This window comes from Salegentibacter salegens (assembly GCF_900142975.1).
Lineage (GTDB): Bacteria > Bacteroidota > Bacteroidia > Flavobacteriales > Flavobacteriaceae > Salegentibacter > Salegentibacter salegens.
The window spans coordinates 3,252,995-3,271,991 of the sequence record NZ_LT670848.1; the positions used below are offsets into that span (position 1 = coordinate 3,252,995).

The 18,997-nt window shown below is 37.9% G+C and carries 12 protein-coding genes; 10 read left to right on the forward strand and 2 right to left on the reverse strand.

Annotated elements, in window-relative coordinates; genetic code table 11:
- Window positions 1-7 precede the first annotated feature (7 nt).
- The 10 genes from B5488_RS14450 (at window position 8) to B5488_RS14495 (ending at window position 13,794) form a co-directional block, all read left to right on the forward strand.
- Entirely contained in the window at window positions 8-1,273 is a 1,266-nt protein-coding gene (locus tag B5488_RS14450; RefSeq protein ID WP_172840004.1) for a TolC family protein, read from the forward strand.
- Between the two features lie 83 nt (window positions 1,274-1,356).
- Window positions 1,357-3,072, forward strand: a complete 1,716-nt coding sequence (locus B5488_RS14455; protein WP_079735913.1) for an efflux RND transporter periplasmic adaptor subunit — start codon at window positions 1,357-1,359, stop codon at window positions 3,070-3,072.
- 77 nt (window positions 3,073-3,149) lie between these two features.
- Window positions 3,150-3,698 carry a DUF3347 domain-containing protein gene (locus B5488_RS14460; RefSeq protein ID WP_079735914.1) on the forward strand — a complete coding sequence of 183 codons (549 nt, stop codon included), beginning with the start codon at window positions 3,150-3,152 and terminating at the stop codon, window positions 3,696-3,698.
- Window positions 3,699-3,729: 31 nt separating this feature from the next.
- Window positions 3,730-4,224 carry a DUF305 domain-containing protein gene (locus B5488_RS14465; protein WP_079735915.1) on the forward strand — a complete coding sequence of 165 codons (495 nt, stop codon included), beginning with the start codon at window positions 3,730-3,732 and terminating at the stop codon, window positions 4,222-4,224.
- A gap of 75 nt (window positions 4,225-4,299) precedes the next feature.
- Window positions 4,300-6,639, forward strand: a complete 2,340-nt coding sequence (locus tag B5488_RS14470) for a multicopper oxidase domain-containing protein (RefSeq protein ID WP_079735916.1) — start codon at window positions 4,300-4,302, stop codon at window positions 6,637-6,639.
- A 32-nt stretch (window positions 6,640-6,671) separates the two neighbouring features.
- The gene (locus tag B5488_RS14475) at window positions 6,672-7,205 is read left to right on the forward strand and encodes a hypothetical protein (RefSeq protein WP_079735917.1); all 534 of its coding nucleotides are present in this window, start codon (window positions 6,672-6,674) and stop codon (window positions 7,203-7,205) included.
- A 71-nt stretch (window positions 7,206-7,276) separates the two neighbouring features.
- Window positions 7,277-7,984 (forward strand): PepSY domain-containing protein, encoded by a 708-nt coding sequence (locus tag B5488_RS14480; protein WP_079736633.1) that lies wholly within the window; start codon window positions 7,277-7,279, stop codon window positions 7,982-7,984.
- A 39-nt stretch (window positions 7,985-8,023) separates the two neighbouring features.
- Entirely contained in the window at window positions 8,024-8,593 is a 570-nt protein-coding gene (locus B5488_RS14485; RefSeq protein ID WP_079735918.1) for a DUF3347 domain-containing protein, read from the forward strand.
- 132 nt (window positions 8,594-8,725) lie between these two features.
- Window positions 8,726-10,873: a thioredoxin domain-containing protein gene (locus B5488_RS14490; protein WP_079735919.1), complete on the forward strand. Its 2,148-nt coding sequence runs from the start codon at window positions 8,726-8,728 to the stop codon at window positions 10,871-10,873.
- A gap of 395 nt (window positions 10,874-11,268) precedes the next feature.
- Window positions 11,269-13,794 (forward strand): glycoside hydrolase family 9 protein, encoded by a 2,526-nt coding sequence (locus B5488_RS14495; protein WP_079735920.1) that lies wholly within the window; start codon window positions 11,269-11,271, stop codon window positions 13,792-13,794.
- Window positions 13,795-14,363: 569 nt separating this feature from the next.
- Here B5488_RS14495 and B5488_RS14505 read toward each other — a convergent pair.
- Together B5488_RS14505 and B5488_RS14510 are read right to left on the reverse strand one after the other, a co-directional pair.
- Window positions 14,364-15,836 (reverse strand): RagB/SusD family nutrient uptake outer membrane protein, encoded by a 1,473-nt coding sequence (locus tag B5488_RS14505; RefSeq protein ID WP_079735922.1) that lies wholly within the window; start codon window positions 15,834-15,836, stop codon window positions 14,364-14,366.
- A gap of 12 nt (window positions 15,837-15,848) precedes the next feature.
- On the reverse strand, window positions 15,849-18,869 hold the full coding sequence (locus B5488_RS14510; protein ID WP_079735923.1) for a SusC/RagA family TonB-linked outer membrane protein: 3,021 nt from the start codon (window positions 18,867-18,869) through the stop codon (window positions 15,849-15,851).
- Between the last annotated feature and the right edge of the window lie 128 nt (window positions 18,870-18,997).

The window sequence follows — 18,997 nt, forward strand, 5'->3', positions numbered from 1 at the left end:
TATTGAAATGAGAAATTTAGGAATAGAATTAATTGGCCCAGGAATACAGAGAATAAGATTTAACACACTTCTTGTTCTTTTTGCGCTATTCACTTTTTATTCTGTAAGTGGGCAGCAATTGGAGTCTTATATCAAGGTGGCTGAAGAAAACAATCCGGAGATCCAGTCTTTTAATTTGAAATATGAGATTGCAGAGGAAAAGATCAACGAGGTAAACGCTTACCCTGATACCGAGTTTGGAATAGGATACTTTGTGAGTGAACCAGAAACCAGAACCGGTCCGCAAAAATTAAGACTTTCTGTAAGGCAGATGCTTCCCTGGTTTGGAACTATTACCGCAAGGGAAAATTATGCGGGTTCTATGGCAGATGCAGAATATGTGGAGATAGCTGTTGCCAAACGCCAACTGGCCCTTTCTGTAGCTCAGGCTTATTACCGATTATATGCAAACGAGGCTAAACAAAAAGTCTTAAAGGAAAATATAGAATTACTGGAGACCTTTCACGAACTGGCGCTTAATTCGCTTGAAGTGGGCAGTACTTCAGCTGTAGATGTGTTGAGACTTCAAATGCGCCAAAATGATCTGGCTCAGCAAAAAGAAACCCTGGAACAGGAATTTAATGCGGAAGAAGTGCTTTTCAACAATTTGCTCAACCGGGAAGAAAATCTTTCGGTAGAAGTGGTTGATTCGCTTTTTATTCCAGAGTCTCAAACTGATGAGCGGGAAAGAGTAGCTGAGGTACACCCGGAATTATTGAAATTCGACAAACTCTATGAATCGGTAGTAGAAGCTGAAAAATTAAATCTTAAAGATGCATCACCAAAACTGGGTTTCGGAGTAGATTATGTAAGCGTTGCAGAGCGTACCGATATGGCTTTAGTCGATAACGGGAAAGATATCCTAATGCCTATGGTTTCGGTTTCTATTCCCATTTTCAACAGTAAATATAAGTCGGTTACAAGGCAAAATGAACTTCGACAAAAGGAATTGCAGGCACAGAAAAACCAGCGATTAAACCTTTTACAAACAAGCTTAGAAAAAGCCGTGAGCATTAGAAACTCGGCAAGGGTGGCTGCGAACACTTTTATTGAAAATTTAGAGCAGGCGAAAGATGCAGAGGAGATCCTGATAAGGAGTTATGAAACCGGTACTATCGATTTTAACGATGTGCTGGAAATACAGGAATTACAATTAAAATTTCAAACGGGACTTGTCGAGGCTGTAAAGAACTATTATATGCAAGCTGCGGTAATCAATTACCTAAGTAAATAGGTTAGAAATAATTTTTGTCAAGCCAAGACAAGGTTCAGCTAGACGAAAATATAAGAATTAACAGAACAAGTAATATTTAAAAAATGAAAAAATATATCATTTATATCCTAATCCTTATCAGCGGTCTGGTGCTGGGATATCTTTTCTTTGGAACGGGAGACGTGAAGGACGGAAAGGAAGAAACTGAAGTGGCAGACGAGCATGACCATGAAGGAGAAACTACTCAAATGTGGACCTGTTCCATGCACCCACAAATTATGCAACCTGAACCCGGTGACTGCCCTATCTGCGGGATGGAACTTATTCCTGCAGATGCTAATGCCGATGGCCTTAGTGTGGATGAATTTAAAATGACCAACAATGCTATGGCTCTAGCCAATATCCAAACCATTACTGTAGGTGATGCGGGAGCAGCTGAAAATACTCTCAGTCTATCAGGTAAGATCCAGGTAAATGAAGAAGCCAACGCGGTGCAGGTAGCCTACTTTGCGGGAAGAATAGAACGTCTCAATGTTAGTTTTACAGGTGAAAATGTGAATAGGGGACAGCTTTTGGCAACTATTTATTCTCCACAACTTGTTGCCGCACAACAGGAATTGCTTACAGCGGCAAAAATGAAGGAAAGTCAACCAGCCCTTTATAATGCTGTACGAAACAAACTGAAATTATGGAAATTATCAGACGCTCAAATAAATTCTATTGAAGAGGCGGGCCAGGTAAAGGAGAATTTTCCGGTTTTCGCAACAGTATCGGGAACGGTGACTGAAAAAATGGTACAGGAGGGAGATTATGTTGAACAGGGGCAGCCTATGTTTAAGCTGGCAAATTTAAATTCGGTTTGGGCAGTATTCGATGCTTATGAGAATCAAATTTCCGGTTTAGAGGAAGGTCAAAAGATTATTGTAACCACTAATGCCTATCCCGATAAGGAACTGGAAGCTATCATTTCTTTTATAGACCCGGTTTTGAATACGGCTAGCAGAACGCTTAGGCTGAGGGCAGTTTTGGATAATGAGAATGAAAATTTAAAACCTGGAATGTTTGTTAAGGCAAAACTGGAAAGGAATGCCGGGCAGGAACAGGAATCTACTTTAAGCATTCCAAAAACGGCGGTTATGTGGACCGGGGAACGTTCGCTGGTGTATGTGAAAACCAGCCGGGATAAACCTGTTTTTGAAATGCGGGAAATAGAATTAGGCGCCACTTTAGCTGATACTTACGAGGTTTTATCTGGTCTTGAAGGGGGCGAGGAAATTGTTGCAAATGGAACATTTACCGTAGATGCCGCGGCGCAACTACAGGGTAAAAAGTCTATGATGAATCAAGGTAAGAAGAAAGAGGATTCTGCTGAAATGCAAATGAATTTACCCGATAGCTTTCAAAAAGATTTTACCGGTGTACTATCAGCTTATCTTGATTTAAAAGATGCCTTTGTAAACACTAATGTTGAAGAGACTAAAACGGCTGCCTCCAAAATGCTTCAGCAGACAGAAATTCTTAAAATCTCCAATCTTGGAACAATGGAAACCCAGCATTTAAAAAAGATAAGAAGTATGCTCGAGGCTATTTCGGTAAATGATAATATAGAGAACCAACGGGATCATTTTATAGTGCTTTCAGAAAATATAATCGCTTTCGCCTCCAATATGGAAACCTTTGAAAAACCGGTTTATATTCAACATTGCCCTATGGTAAATAACAATAAGGGAGCCGATTGGTTAAGCCTTTCCGAAGAAATTAGAAATCCATATTTCGGGGAGGTAATGATGAATTGTGGAGATACCCAAAGGAAATTGTAAGAATACTTTTAGATTTTATATTAAGATTTTGTGCTATATACCTGTAAATTAGATATTAACTATAAACCTAATCAAAAATGAAAAATACAATCTTAAATTTTGGAGTTATCTTCTTAATAACGATTGCTCTAACTTCCTGTGTTGACAACAAAGGGAAACAATCGGTTAATATAAACACTCCTGAAGAGGTTAAAAAAGCGGAGAAAGAAACCGCAGATATCGCCGATCAGGATTTTATAGATGGGATGACAGGAAAAATCTGGCATAACTACCTGGAAATCAAAATAGCCTTGACCAATGCCGATGCAGGCCAGGTACAGGATATGGCTCAAAGTATGGTTGCCTCGTTCTCGGAAGAGCGTGCAGAGATGAAAGCTATGGCCCAGGAATTGTCTGAAACCGAGGATCTGGATAAACAAAGGGAATTATTCGCAGCGTTTACAGATAAAGTGGGGCCTATGTTTGAAGATGCACTTTCCGGGGGGACTATTTATAAAAAGTTCTGCCCTATGGCTTTTAATAATAAAGGAGCATACTGGTATGCTGATATCGAAGAAATAAACAATCCATATTTCGGCGATGAGATGCCCAATTGTGGTTCTGTAAAAAAGACGATTAAAAAGTAAAAAAACCTTAACCAACCAAAAACCAAACAAGATGAATTCAGAAGATAAAAAACAGCACAAAAAGAGTGGCAGTAATTACGTTAGATTTTTTCTAATGCTCGGACTGTCTTTTTTGGCGATGTACATTACCATGTATTTTAATACTTATGAGTTTGATCACGTATATTTTAGTCTTACGCGATTTTACATGACTTGCCTGGGAATTTCAGCAATGGCGGTAATTATGCTTTCTCTTATGCTTAAGATGTATAAAAACAAGAAAAAGAATATTGCCATTTATTTGGGAAGTCTTGTCTTATTTGTGTCGGCATTAGGTTTGGTAAGAGCACAGCGCCCAATTATTGGTGATATTTTATATATGAAAGCGATGATTCCTCACCATTCTATCGCGATTTTAACCAGTAAAAGAGCCGATCTTCAGGATCCTGAAACCAAAAAATTGGCCGAAGAAATTATAGAAGCTCAAAAAAGGGAAATTGCTCAAATGAAAAAGATAATTTACCGATTAGAGAATGAGGAGGAGTAGATAGCATAAGCCAGATTTTCAAAGCTTTTTAAACGCTTTGAGGATTCTTTTGTAAATAATCTGATACACGTTGTTATGATAGAGAAGAAAGATTATTTGTTTTTAGTATTCGTGCTTTTCGGCTTATTTTCCTATGCTCAACAGGAGCTGGAGGCTTCGGTTGAAGGAAATATCAACAATTTGCCGGTAAGGGAATATAAAATTACTATAGACCAGGAAAAAGTAACCAAGGCCGAGGGGAAAGAAACCATGGGAATGACCATAAATGGTAATATTCCCGGTCCCACCCTGGAATTTACCGAAGGCGAATATGCCGTAATTTACGTTGAAAATAAAATGGATGTGGAAACCTCTATCCACTGGCATGGGATGCTTTTGCCCAATTTCTTTGATGGAGTGCCTTATTTAACCACCCCGCCAATAAAACCCGGTACCACCTTTAAATATGAATTTGAAATAAAACAACACGGTACCTATTGGTATCATTCCCATACCATGTTGCAGGAACAAAGTGGGGTGTATGGTTCTTTATTGATAAATCCCAAAGAAAAGGAACTGGATTATGATAAAGATCTGGTACTGGTACTTTCAGACTGGACTAATGAAAAACCCAAGGATGTCCTTAGATTCCTGAAAAGAGGAACCGAATGGTACAATATTAAAAAAGGAACTGCTACACCTTTAAACCAGGTAATTAAGCGGGGTGCTTTAGGAGCACAAATCAATTTTTGGAGGCAACGTATGGAAGGTGCCGACATTGCTGATATTTATTATCCTGCATTCCTCATTAATGGGGAAGAAAAAATAGAATATCCGGAATTTAAACCTGGGGAAAAGGTTAGACTACGTATTATAGACGGTGCTGCCTCTACCTCTTTTTGGATGACTTTTGGGGGTAATATGCCTACGCTGGTTTCTGCCGATGGAAAAAATGTGGTGCCGGTTAAAAAGAATAAAACATTTATCGCTGTTGCTGAAACTTATGACTTTATTGTAACCATCCCTGATGATGGTAAAATGGAATTCAAAATTATGGCACAGGATGGTTCGGGTACAGCTTCTGCTTTTCTTGGAACCGGTAGAATACTTCCGGCACCCGATGTAGAACGGCCAGATAAGATAGGAATGATGCAGAAAATGGCTAAGATGGAAATGAGAATGGGCGCACCTGCAATGCAATTTAACCCCAGTAATCCAGATCCTTATGAACTTAAGGAGAAATGGGGAATGCAAATGGATGGGATGAACCATGCTAATATGGAGAAAGATTCAGCGATGTCGGGGATGGATCATTCAAAAATGGAAAAGAAGAAGGACGCCGTGAAAATGGCTGATTCTTCTCAAGAAAATATGCAAAAGGATGGGGTGAAAAATATGAAGGAGGAGGAATCTGGTGGTATGGGTATGTTTTCAGAATATAATTATGATTATTTAAAATCTCCTATAAAAACAGATTACGATGAAGATATTCCGGTTACAGATATTCTTCTGAATTTAACCGGGAACATGTCCCGCTATGTATGGAGTTTAAATGGTGTGCCTTTGGCAGAATCAGATAAAATAAAAATTGAAGGAGATGAGGTTACCCGTATCACCTTTAATAATCTCACCATGATGCACCACCCTATGCACTTGCACGGCCACTTTTTCAGGGTAATTAACGAAAATGGGGAATATTCGCCCTTAAAACATACGGTTAATGTGCCGCCCATGCAGGAAGTGACTATCGAATTTTACGGGAATGAGTATGGAGACTGGTTCCTACATTGTCACATTTTGTATCATCTGGATTCAGGTATGGCAAGAGTGGTAAGTTATGATACCAAAAGGGACGATAGAATGAAGCCCTACCCTCTAAGTAATTTAGTCCAGGAAACCAATAAATTCTATACCTGGGGAATGTTAGATGCTGCATCTCACATGACAGAGCTTAATGTAGTGAGTTCAAATATAAGAAATCAATTTACTGCTTTGGCTGAATACGGCTGGAACCAGAACCTTGAAGCCGAATTTACCTATGAATATTACCTTTATGACTGGGTTCGACTTTTTGGAGGGGTAAATGTGGAGAACGAAATGGAAAATAGCATGGATGAACTTAGTACTACGGCTATTGGAGGGATCAGGTATTTTACTCCATATATGTTTGCGTTAGACCTTCGTGTAGATAACAAGTTGAGGCCTCAAATTAGCCTTGCCAGGGAAATTATGATCTTCCCTCGGCTAGTATTATTTGGAGAATATGAATTTCAGGCAGATTTTGGCTGGGTTAACGATCTTGAACCAGGAAAGGATTTTGAAGACGAACAGGTATGGACTGCCGGACTGGAATATTTCCTTTCTAAAAACTTTTCGCTGATGGGAAGTTATGACAATCGCTTTGGTGCCGGAGGAGGTTTGTCCTTAAGATTTTAAAAAAAGAAAATAGAAATCAAAAATTAGAAATTATGAAGACTTTATTAAGATTTACGCTTGTGTCTATTTTTGGATTATTATTAAGTAGTTGTGGAACCAACAAAACTGCAGCGGAGGCGCTGGCAGAAAATGATTTTAGGAATAACGTTTACAGGGAGATTGTGAACGACGAGTCTAAATTCATGGAGTTTATGGAAGTAGCACATGCGAATCCACCTGCAGATATGTGGCTGCTAAAAGATCATATGCAAATGATGGAGAGTGGAAAAATTCAGGAAATAATGAAAAATAATCCCGAAATGAAGGAGAAAATGCAGAATATGAAGCAGGAAAAAATGGAGAAAGCTCCTAAAATGCAACAGAAGATGCAGAAAAAAATGAAAATGAAGATGATGAATGATCCTGAAATGAAAGAGGCTATGATGCAGGAAATGCATCAAAAAATGAAGTCTAATCCTGAGATGGCTGAAAAAATGATGGATCAAATGATTCAGTTTCTACATGAAAATCCTGAACTCATGGAGAAAATGAAAGCGAAAATGAAAGCTCACCAGGAGAAAATGTAAAGGAGGAATTCTATCATAGAGGTAGAAACAGGATATCGAATAATTTAAAATATTATTGAATACTTTACATGATCGTAAAAAGGAAAACAGCCTTAAATATTAGGAAAGCCCATCGTTATCTGGGAATATTTATAGGAATTCAATTCATAATGTGGACCGTTAGTGGAATGTATTTTAGCTGGACAGACCTTGATGAGATTCATGGAGATCATTTTAAAAAAGAGGTAGTTGAAAATCCTTCGTTTTCCAATCTTGAAGGGCCGGGAACAATGTTTTCTCACATCCCGGTGAGTTCATTAGAACTTAAGGATATTGGAGGAAAAGCCTTTTATTTAGTTAACGGAGAAATTTTAGTCAATCCTGAGACGGGAGAGGAAAAGCAGGGAATTAGCCGGGAAGAAGCTCTGAAAATTGCTAAAAAGCATATGCGGGAAGATTTAGAAGTTTCAGGAATTAAATTGTTAGATGAAACCGGAGATCACCACGAATACCGAGGAGGGGCTTTACCGGCGTATGTGATTTCATATAAAAATCCTGCCGATCTTAAAGCTTATATTTCGGTAAATGACGCTGCATTTAAATCGGTTCGCCATAGAGATTGGCGCTGGTTCGACTTTCTATGGATGACCCACACGATGGATTATGAAGGCAGGGATGATTTTAATAATCTTGTACTCCGTATTTTTTCTTTAATGGGACTAATAACCGTTTTAAGTGGTTTTGTGCTCTGGTATATTTCCTCACCTTCAATAAGAAAAATTCAAAAACGATTTAAATAAGAGTAATTATAAACACAAATTAAATTAAAAACAGAAACGATGAAAAAAAACCTAAGAAACCTAATGATGCTTAGCCTGGTAGCGGGAACGCTATCTATGACCTCTTGCCGCGATGCCGAAGAAAAAAAGGATGAACCAGCAGAGCCTATGCAAAATGAAATGCACCAATCTGAAGATCAGGCTAAAATGAAAACTTATGAAGGCGAAACCTTAGAGGCCGAATTTAAAGATGAAAATACTGCTGAAATCTATAATTTATATGTAGAAATTAAAGATGCTTTTGTAAATACCGATGCCGAAGCTGCAGGTGATAAAGCAGCTGAACTCGCAGAAAAGGCAGGGGAAAATAAAGAAATAGCTTCTGCTGCAATGCAAATAGCAGAAAATGATGATGTAAACACACAGCGGGAAAACTTTTCTACACTTACTGCGGCTATGGAACCTGTTTTACAGGACGCTTTAGAGTCGGGTGAGATTTATAAGCAATATTGTCCAATGGCTTTTGAAGGAAAAGGTGATTACTGGTATTCTAACTCCAAAGATATTTTTAATCCGTATTACGGCAATAAAATGTTAAAGTGCGGTAGGGTAGAAGCTACTCTAAATTAAGATAAAACTAATAGAGCCTATCGGCAAAATGCTGATAGGCTTTTTTTGACAGGAAGTTTTTCCGAATAATAGCGGGATTTATTTGAAAAGTTCGTTTAGGAAGTTATATTACAAAGATTTAATAATAAGAACATGAAATTGTCTTCCATTGCCGGAATATTTCTGGCTATTTTTCTCTCTCTATCTTGTGCAAATGAATCTAAAAATAACTCGTCGAGTGAAAATCAATTAGATAAAGAACCAGAAGAGCACGAGTTTACAAATATGCTTGTAAATGAAACCAGTCCTTATTTATTACAGCACGCCCATAATCCTGTAAACTGGCACCCCTGGAGCGAAGAAACAATATCTAAAGCTAAGGAAGAAAATAAATTACTGGTTATTAGTATTGGTTATGCCGCCTGTCACTGGTGCCACGTGATGGAAGAGGAAAGTTTTGAAGACCCGGAAGTAGCTGAAATTATGAACAAGAATTTTATTTCGGTAAAGGTAGACAGGGAAGAGCGTCCAGATGTAGATAATTTATATATGAATGCCGCACAGCTCATGACTGGGAGCGGAGGCTGGCCCTTAAATGTTTTGGCCCTGCCAGATGGAAAGCCTTTTTATGCAGGTACATATTATCCAAAGGAAGACTGGCTAAAGATCCTTAAGCACTTTGTAAAACTAAATAAAGACGATCCCAGCTCTATAGTAGAACAAGCCGAAAAGATAACAGAGGGGATTCAATCTTTAGAGCAAATACCAATTGTTAAAAAAGAAACAGCTTTTTCTTTAGATGAGCTTGAAACTGCTTATACTCAATTAAAACCTAAAATAGATTTTGAAAAAGGGGGTAAAGTAGAAACACAAAAATTTCCGGTGGCGGGATTATGGAAATTTTTACTTCACTATAATTATTTAACTGACGATGCCAGCGCACTGGAAGCCGTAAATGTCACCCTTGAGAATATGGCTTTTGGTGGTCTCTACGATCATCTTGGCGGAGGTTTTGCCAGGTATTCTACCGATGAAGATTGGTTTGTACCTCACTTCGAAAAAATGCTCTATGATAATGCACAACTTATAGAGCTTTATTCCCAGGCCTGGCAAAAAACCCGGAATCCGCTTTATAAACAGGTGGTTTACGAAAGTCTTGATTTTGTAGAACGGGAACTTACCGCTAAAAACGGAGCATTCTTTTCGTCACTCGATGCAGATACCGATGGGGAAGAAGGAAAGTTTTACGTTTGGACGGCCGATGAAATTGACACTCATTTAGATGGAGATTCTTCAATTTTTAAAGAGTATTACAATGTGGAAGAGGACGGCAACTGGGAAGATGAAAAAAATATTTTACACAGGGAAAAAACCGATAAAGCATTTATTGAAGAGCACTCCTTATCTAGTAAAGAATTAAAAGGAATACTTTCTGATGGTAAAAATAAATTACTGAAAGAAAGGCAAAAGAGAACTTTACCGGCTCTTGATGATAAGGTACTTACTTCGTGGAACGCTTTAATGATAAAAGCTTACCTGAATGCCTATAAGGCTTTTGATGAAAAACGATTTTTAGATGCCGCTCTTAAAAATGCCAGTTTTTTAAATGAAAATGTAATAGCAGAAAATGGTGCCGTTACCAGGAATTATAAAAATGGGGAGACCAGCATTCCTGGTTTTTTAGATGATTATGCCTTTGTGATTTCTGCCTTCATCGATCTTTATCAGGCTACATTCGATGAAAAATGGCTATTTCAGGCCAGGGATCTTACAAATTATACAAAAGAACACTTTTTTGATCCTTCTTCCGGAATGTTCTATTACACCCATGATGATCATTCCGGTCTAATTACCCGCCAGAAGGAAATTCTGGATAATGTTATTCCTTCATCTAATTCAGAAATGGCAAAAAACCTTTTAATTTTGGGACATTATTTCTACGATAGTGAAAACAAGGATCTTGCGAAACAAATGTTGCAAAATGTGCAGAAAGATTTAAAAGAATATCCAGATTTCTATGCTAACTGGGCTATAGTTGAAGCTCTCCTTGTAAAACCTCCATTTGAGGTAGCAATAGTTGGAGACGATTTTAATAGCGTGAAAAAAGAATTAAACCGTGATTATCTTCCGAATGTTCTGTTAATGGGTGGGAAGCAAGAAGGTAATTTAGAATTATTAAAAGGTAAATTCATAGAAGGTCAAACCACAATTTATGTATGTAAAGATCACGTATGTAAGTTTCCCGTGACCACAGCAGGTGAAGCTTTGCAGCAAATAAATGAATCGGGAGGTTTTTGGTAAGTATAAGCAGGGTTATCCTGAAATTTTATTTCAATTTTAATAGTTTTTTTTCGCAATCGAAATCCTTGTGGGACTATTTTGGTAAAAATTGTCTGTTTTAAGGTGAGTTTTGTCATCCATAAAGCGAAGTATCTAGATTCAGTTTTAAGATTTTTTGCTTTACTGAATAGAAAGGTATATTTTTAAGAAATAATACGATTTTTCGGAATTAAATTATCAGGAATAATAGCAAACTGCTCTTAAATTTTCAGGATGAAATATAATTTATACTTTTTCTGGGGGTGTCCTCACCTTCGTTACGCAATCGATTGTTTCTGGTGACTCTGTAGTAATTCTGAAGGTTTTTCCTCGATTTTTAACCTATAAAACTTAAGCTTTTAAAACCAATAAGCATTATGAAGAAAATTACACAAGAATCTTATTTAAGAAAGAACCCGCTAATCTTCCAGAAGCTCTTGTTAAAGGGAGTTTGTCTAAGCATATTTTTATTGGCAGGCAATTTATTTGCTCAAACTTCGCCATTGACGCTTAATGAAGAAGAATATTTTGAAAAGCCAGGTGTGAACATCCTGGTTTTCAGTAATTGGTATGACGGCCTATTTAGTGATTCAAAAATAAGTGGTATAGAAGTTATTCACCACGGAGTGAGAACAGTGACAAACGGAGATGTTAGGTTACACGCCACCCCGGAACAATGGGACGCGATTCCCACTTTTTTAAAAAGGGAAGTGGATAGGGAAAATAATCGCATAGATACTTATGAAAAATACCCCGACTATGATTTTGAATATATGATACGGGCTGAAAGAGATGGAGATGAAGTAGTTTTGAGTGTACACTTAGAAAATCCCATTCCCGAAGCATTACATGGAAAAGCCGGCTTTAATCTGGAATTTATACCCTCGGCCTATTCAGAAAAAACATATTATATGGACGGGGAAGGAGGAAATTTTCCGTTATATCCTCACAGTAGCATGGAAAAAGATTCTACTGGTTACACCGCACCAAAGCCTTTTGCTGAAGGAAAAACCCTGGTAGTAGCTCCGGGAGATCCTGAACGAAAAATTACCATTGTTTCAAATGAAGCCAAATTAATGCTACATGATGGAAGGGACAAAGCACAAAATGGCTGGTTTGTGGTTAGGAGTTTACTTCCTGAAGGCAAAACAGGCAAAGTTTTAGAGTGGCGATTAAACGTTAACTCTACCCCAGATTGGACACGTAAGCCGGTTATTGGTCATTCCCAGGTTGGTTATCACCCCAATCAGGAAAAAGTTGCAGTTATTGAACTGGATAAAAATGATTCTCCTGCTTCACAGGCTACGCTTTATAAGTTAGATGAAAGGGGAGAGCAGGTAGAAAAACATACAGCTGCCTTATCTAATTGGGGACAGTATACAAGGTATGAATATTTATATTTCGATTTTTCTGAAGTAAAAGAAGAAGGCTTATATGTTATCTCTTATAAAGACGAAACTACTGCTCCTTTTCGAATTAGTGAAGGTGTTTATGAAAAGGCCTGGCACCCAACAAACGATGTTTTTTTTCCAGTACAAATGGATCATATGTTAGTAAACGAAGCCTATAGGGTTTGGCACGGCGCTTCTCACCTGGATGATGCATTGCAGGCTCCCGTTAATCATGAGCATTTTGACCTCTATGCCCAGGGGGCAACAACAGATACCGATTATAAACCTGGAGAGCATATACCTGGGCTTAATATTGGAGGCTGGTATGATGCCGGCGATTATGATATAAGAACGCAAACCCAGTATTATGTGGTCTCAAATCTTGCGCATGCCTATGAAGATTTTAATCTGCAGCGTGATCAAACTTTAGTTGATTACGATTCCAAATATGTAGATCTACATACTCCTGATGGAAAGCCTGATATTCTTCAGCAAATTGAACACGGAACCTTGGGTTTAATAGCGCAGCACCGTGCTCTTGGGAGGGCGATTCCCGGAATTATTGTGCCTGATATTTCCCAGTATACCCATTTGGGAGACGGTCTAACCATGACAGATAACCTGATATATGATAAAGAAATGGATCCCCTGGAAACTGATGGATACAGAAGTGGGAAATTTGATGACAGATGGGCCTTTACAAGTAAAAGCACACCTTTAAATTATGGTTCTATAGCGGCATTAGCGGCTGCTAGCCGGGTTCTTAAAGGTTACAATGATAAACTGGCAGAAGAGTGTATAAACACCGCTATAAATGTTTGGAAAGAAGAGCATTCAAAAGAACCCGATCTTTTTCATCACGGTAATACTACCGGAGGCTCATTAGAAGACGAAGAATTGAAGGCAGCGGTAGAATTATTACTTTCTACCAAAGATGAAATGTATGCTACACGTATAAAGGAGATGTGGGCTACAGTAGATAAAAACTTTAATCTTCATGCAGGTCGTGCAATAAAGATTTTAGCATTTATGGATGAGGATTTTAAACAGAAAATTAGAAACAGGGCACAAGCCTACAAAGATGAAATGGCAGAGCACCGTGAAGAAAATCCATACGGTGTGCCAATTGGTAGAAGAGGTTGGGCTGGCAATGGTCAAATTGTGGCCAATGCAATTAATAATTACCATCTCCACAAGGAATTTCCTGATCTTATTGATAAAGAAGAAGTCTTTAAGGGGCTTAATTATCTATACGGAACTCATCCCGATTCAGATATTTCTTTTGTTTCTGGAGTAGGAACAAAATCTAAAAAAGTAGCATATGGAATGAACCGCGCAGATTTTTCGTTTATTGCCGGAGGAGTAGTACCTGGAGTTCTTATTTTAAAACCAGATTATCCTGAAAATAAAGAAGATTGGCCTTTTTTATGGGGAGAAAATGAATATGTGGTAAATGTTGGTGCATCTTATATCTATCTCGTGAATGCCGTTCGTGATCTGCTTAATGAATAACTTAAGTATCTTAAAACTTGATAATTCTCGGATTGAAGAAAATGATAGCTGATGTTTTAGTAAGAATAATTTGAAAACTTTGACTATAAAAATAAAAAATCTGGCATCAAGGCCAGATTTTTTATTACTCGATAATCGAGATGTAATGCTCCGTCCCGACATTCTCGGGATGCCTCGATATTAAAATTATTATTTTCTATGAATGCCTCACGAGCTTGCCCTAAGGTAGTTTACTACCATAACTGTTTACTTAATTTTTGATTTACCTCATTTAAAGCTGAATTTGTTTCAAAACCTTCTGGAAGCTTGGTGAGTGGCAGTGGAAACTTACAAAATTCTTAAAAAGGTTGGTGTAGATGTTTGTAGGTTCCGGCAACGCTTTTAAATTGTATTTTAATCTCAATATGATCCTTTGCTGATTGCTGAATACTTATTCTATTTGCTTGCGATAATTTTCTTCCCACCAACTTAGCTATTTTTCCATTATTATCTATTCTGATTAAATCTGAACATAAAAAAAGCCCTTTCAAACTAATGAAAGGGCTTTGAATTTATTAACTGAATACTTATTAGTATCCTGGATTCTGATCTTCCGCACTTATACCGTCGTTTGCAGAAATTTCATCATTAGGAATAGGCCAGATTTCGTGTTTTCCTGCCTGGAAACCAAATTCAGAAAGGTAATCGGCAGCAAGTCCCCATCTTACAAGATCTGGGAAACGTACTTGTTCACCGGCTAATTCTACCATTCTTTCATGTACTATGGCGTCAAACACTTCGTTCTGGGAAAGACCGTCAGAAAGAGGGCTTAATCCTGCGCGCTCTCTTACTTCATTGATATAATCAATTGCCAGTGATTTATCACCACTTACCATTGCATTTTCAGCCTCAGCCATCATTAAAAGAACATCGGCATATCGAATAACTTTCATATTTATTCCGGAAGCCTGATCTTCATTCACATCTTTGTAATAATTCTGGTACTTTCTCCAGGCAGCATCTCTTTCCAGAGGTAATTCTTCAATTACACCACCTGCAAAAGTATCACCTGGGAAATAGAAAGTTTCATCACGTCTAATATCACCGTCTTCGTATTCATCAACCAGAACTGGATTAGGGTATACATTAAACCAATCGTTGAAACCATACTCCTGGCCACGGAAGGTAACTTCATTTGCATCTTCACCAGCTGCGTTAGAGTCCCATACGGCAGAGTTACCCATATCATCATCATACTGAATTTCAAAGATTGATTCTGGGCCAAATTCTTCTTCTTCTCTGAAGTTTGCAAAATAATCTTCTTCCAGAGAATATTGTCCGTAAATATTCTCAAAAGCAGCTAAAGCCTCATCGTACTCTTCAAGATAAAGGTGTGTTTTTCCTAAAAGTGCAAAAGCTGCGCCTTGAGTAGCTCTACCATTTTCAGTACGATCTTTATTCCATAAAGTCTGGCTGGCATCATTTAAATCAACTATTATCTGGTCGTAAACCTGGTCTGCAGGAGTTCTAGGGAACCCTGATCCATCTTCAGGAACTGTTGTAATTAAAGGCACGTCGCCAAAACGGGTTACCAATAAGAAATAGTAAAAAGCTCTCATATACTTGGCTTCTCCAATAAATCTTGCTTTTTTCTCATCACTTAACAATGAAGATGGAATTTCATTAATTCTATCTGCATTATCAATCACAAAATTTGCTTTGTTGATTCCTCTAAAGCAGGCATCCCAATACCACGCGATTGGAGGGTGGCTCGCATCAAAAGACCATTCCTGATAAACTCTTTTATCTGCTTCCAGTTGTGGATTCCCCAGAGCTTCGCGAGACATAATATCCATCGCAAAGAATAAAGTTCTGGTGTATAATCCTATAGTTTGTGTATTGGCATATACTGCATTCACTGCCGATTGCACCTGGGCTTCTGTCCTAAAATAGGTTTCAGGAGAAAGACCACTAGGGTTTGTTAGTTCAAAATCTTCTTCCTCACATCCGTTTACTACGAACAATGTGGCAAAGACCATTAATATTATTTTTATTTTTTTCATAATTGTATTTTTTTAAAATCCTAATTGTAGACCAAATGTTAATGAAGTAGGCTGAGGATATAAACCTCTATCAATACCTATCGCCCCGGCACCCTGTTGCAACACGTTATCAACACCAATTTCTGGATCAAGTCCGGAATAATCGGTTAAGGTAATCAAGTTTTGTCCACTTATGTATATTCTTAGATTGGCAAGAGATTCACCAAATATATTTTCATCAAAAGTATATCCAATATTTAAATTCTTAAGCCTGGTATAAGAACCATCTTCTACAAAACGATCTGAAGCATTTAGGTTTTGTGGAGCTCCTAAAGCACGTGGTATCGTGTTTGAAGTTCCTTCTCCAGTCCATCTATTCAAAACAGCTACACCACTATTAAATAGTCTTGGCATTCCTTCAAGATCATATAAGTTAGTATTATAGATCTCGTGACCATACGCGCCCTGAATAAACATAGAAATATCAAAATTCTTATACTGAGCACTTAAATTAAGTCCCATAGTAAGTGTTGGGTATGGATTCCCTATTACTGTTTTATCTGCAGCGGTGATATCTCCATCTCCGTTAAGATCCTGGAATCTAATATCTCCCGGTTGCACGGCTGTTTGATCTGGATTAGCTGTAAATACCTCATCAACTTCTGCTTGATTTTGGTATATACCATCAGTTTTTAAACCATAGAAGTGAAATAAAGTTTCTCCCGGAGCAATTCTGGTAAGATATTCATTTTCAAAAAATCCTCCCTGAACCTGGTCCAGGCTACCAATAGAAAGCACTTCATTCTTACTGGTTCCCAGGTTTAAATTGGCAGACCAGGTAAATTCACCTTCGTAATCGTTATATCCAAGATCAGCCTCAAAACCGGTTGTTTCTACAGATCCAACATTAGAAGCGATTGTTGGCACATTATAACCTAAGCTAAGTGGAAGTGGCAATTCATAAAGAAGATCGTCACTTTGATTACTATAATATTCAAGGGATAGGGTTAATGCATTATTAAACATACCTAAATCCAATCCTATATTCTTCATAGTAACTTCCTCCCATTTAAGGTTTTGATTGGGAAGTCCTTCAGCAGTAGTACCCTGTACAGCTGCGCCTCCAATTGGGTAAATAAAGCTTGTAACAAGTGTAGAAGCATAACGATAATTACCAATCTGGTCGTTACCGGTTGTACCCCAACTACCTCTAATTTTGAAATTGTTGAAGTCTGTATCTTCCATAAAACTTTCCTTGGCTACATTCCAACCTGCAGAAACAGACCAGAAAGTACCCCAACGGTTGTTAGCACCAAAACGGCTGGATGCATCTTGACGATAAGATCCAGATAAAAGATATTTTTGATCAAAATTATAATTTAATCGTCCTAAATAACCAACTCTTCTGTATTCTGAAGAAGCTGAAGACAAGCCTGCTTGATTCAGAGATAGTTCTTCTACATCATCAGTAATAGGATTCTGGCTGCTTGCATCCAGGCTTTCACTATCAATAGTTTGATCTTCTGCTAAAACTAAAACTTCAAAGTTGTGGAAATCTGCTACCTCAAATTTGTAGTTTAAGCTATTGGTAAGTGTAAGCGATTGATTGGTCCCACTATTTTTAGTGATTTGAGCAAAACCAAATTGATGGGTTCCACCATTACTATCATCGTTATAAGAAGGAATAAAATTATTATTGTTATACTTATAATAATCAATACCTGCCTGGCTCTTAAAAGTAAGTCCGTCAATTATTTCATATTCAGCAAAAAGGCTACCTAGAATAGTAAGTCCCTTATTCTCTGCACTTCCTAAGGTTTGCACTCTAACCGGGTTGGCCGCATCCTGACCGTCTAGCGCCGAGTTTGGTCCCTGGAAGCCGCCCCTGTTATCGGGGTTATAAACACTTAAATAAGGAGCCGATTTTATAGCGTGTTCTATTATTGATCTACCTCCATCTTCTCTTTCAGGATTTTGTAAAGTGAAAGCCACATTTAAGGTTTGACCAAAACTAAGTTTCCCAAAATTAAAGTTACTATTAGATCTAAAATTGAAACGTTCAAATTCTGTTTCTATAACCGCACCTTCCTGGTTAAGGTATCCTCCTGAAAATCTAAAATTACTGTTTTCATTACCCCCGGAAAGTCCAAGGTTGATACTTTTCATAACTCCAGTTCTAAAAATTTCATCCTGCCAGTCTGTATTATTGTCAATAAAGTCTGCATACTCAGGATTTGTAAGACGCTCCGGATCAGTATCTGTTACCTCTCTTGCATATTGTATGTATTGCTCTCTATTTAATAAGTCGTAACGATTATTATTAAATTGTACCCCGGTATAAGTGTCAAGACTTAGCTGCGCTTTTTGTGAAGCTGTTCCAGATTTGGTGGTAACAAGTACAACACCGTTTGCACCTCTAGAACCGTAAACAGCTGTAGTAGAAGCATCTTTAAGAACTTGTATATTCTCAATATCATTTGGGTTTAGACTACCCAATCCACCTGCGATAACACCATCTATAACATATAAAGGGTCGTTATTATTAGGTGAGGCCAATCCTCTAATCCTAACCGCAGGAGAGTTCCCTGGAGAACCTGAGTTAATTACGGTAACACCAGAAGCTCTACCCTGTAAAGCTTGCTCTGCGGTTGATACCGGTAAACTATTAATCTCTTCTGTACTAATAGAAGATATAGCTCCTGTAACTTCAGCACGGCTTTGGGTACCATACCCTACCACTATAACGTCGTCCAGGGATTCTGACGCGGCTACTAAATTTACATCAATAACGCTTTGATCGTTAACGGCAATTTCCTGGGTTTGATAACTTATATAGCTAAAAACGAGAACTGCGTCATCGCTTACCTCTATACTATAATTTCCATCAAAATCTGTAGTTGTACCGTTGGAGGTTCCTCGCTCTATGACATTCACTCCAGGTATAGGTCCTGATTCGTCACTTACTGTTCCCGTAACGGTTTGTTGGGCTGTAATAAAGCCAAAACAAAAAAATGTTACAATGAAAAGCCCCCTTTTCAAGTAATTGTTTTTCATAATTATTTGTTAGTTAGTTAATTAATTCGGGTTAAAAGTAACAAAAAATAATTTTACGCAATCGGTTTTCTAAAAAAAATCTCTAATTTTCGTAGTTTTTTCTCATTAATTCATCGATTGTGCAATAA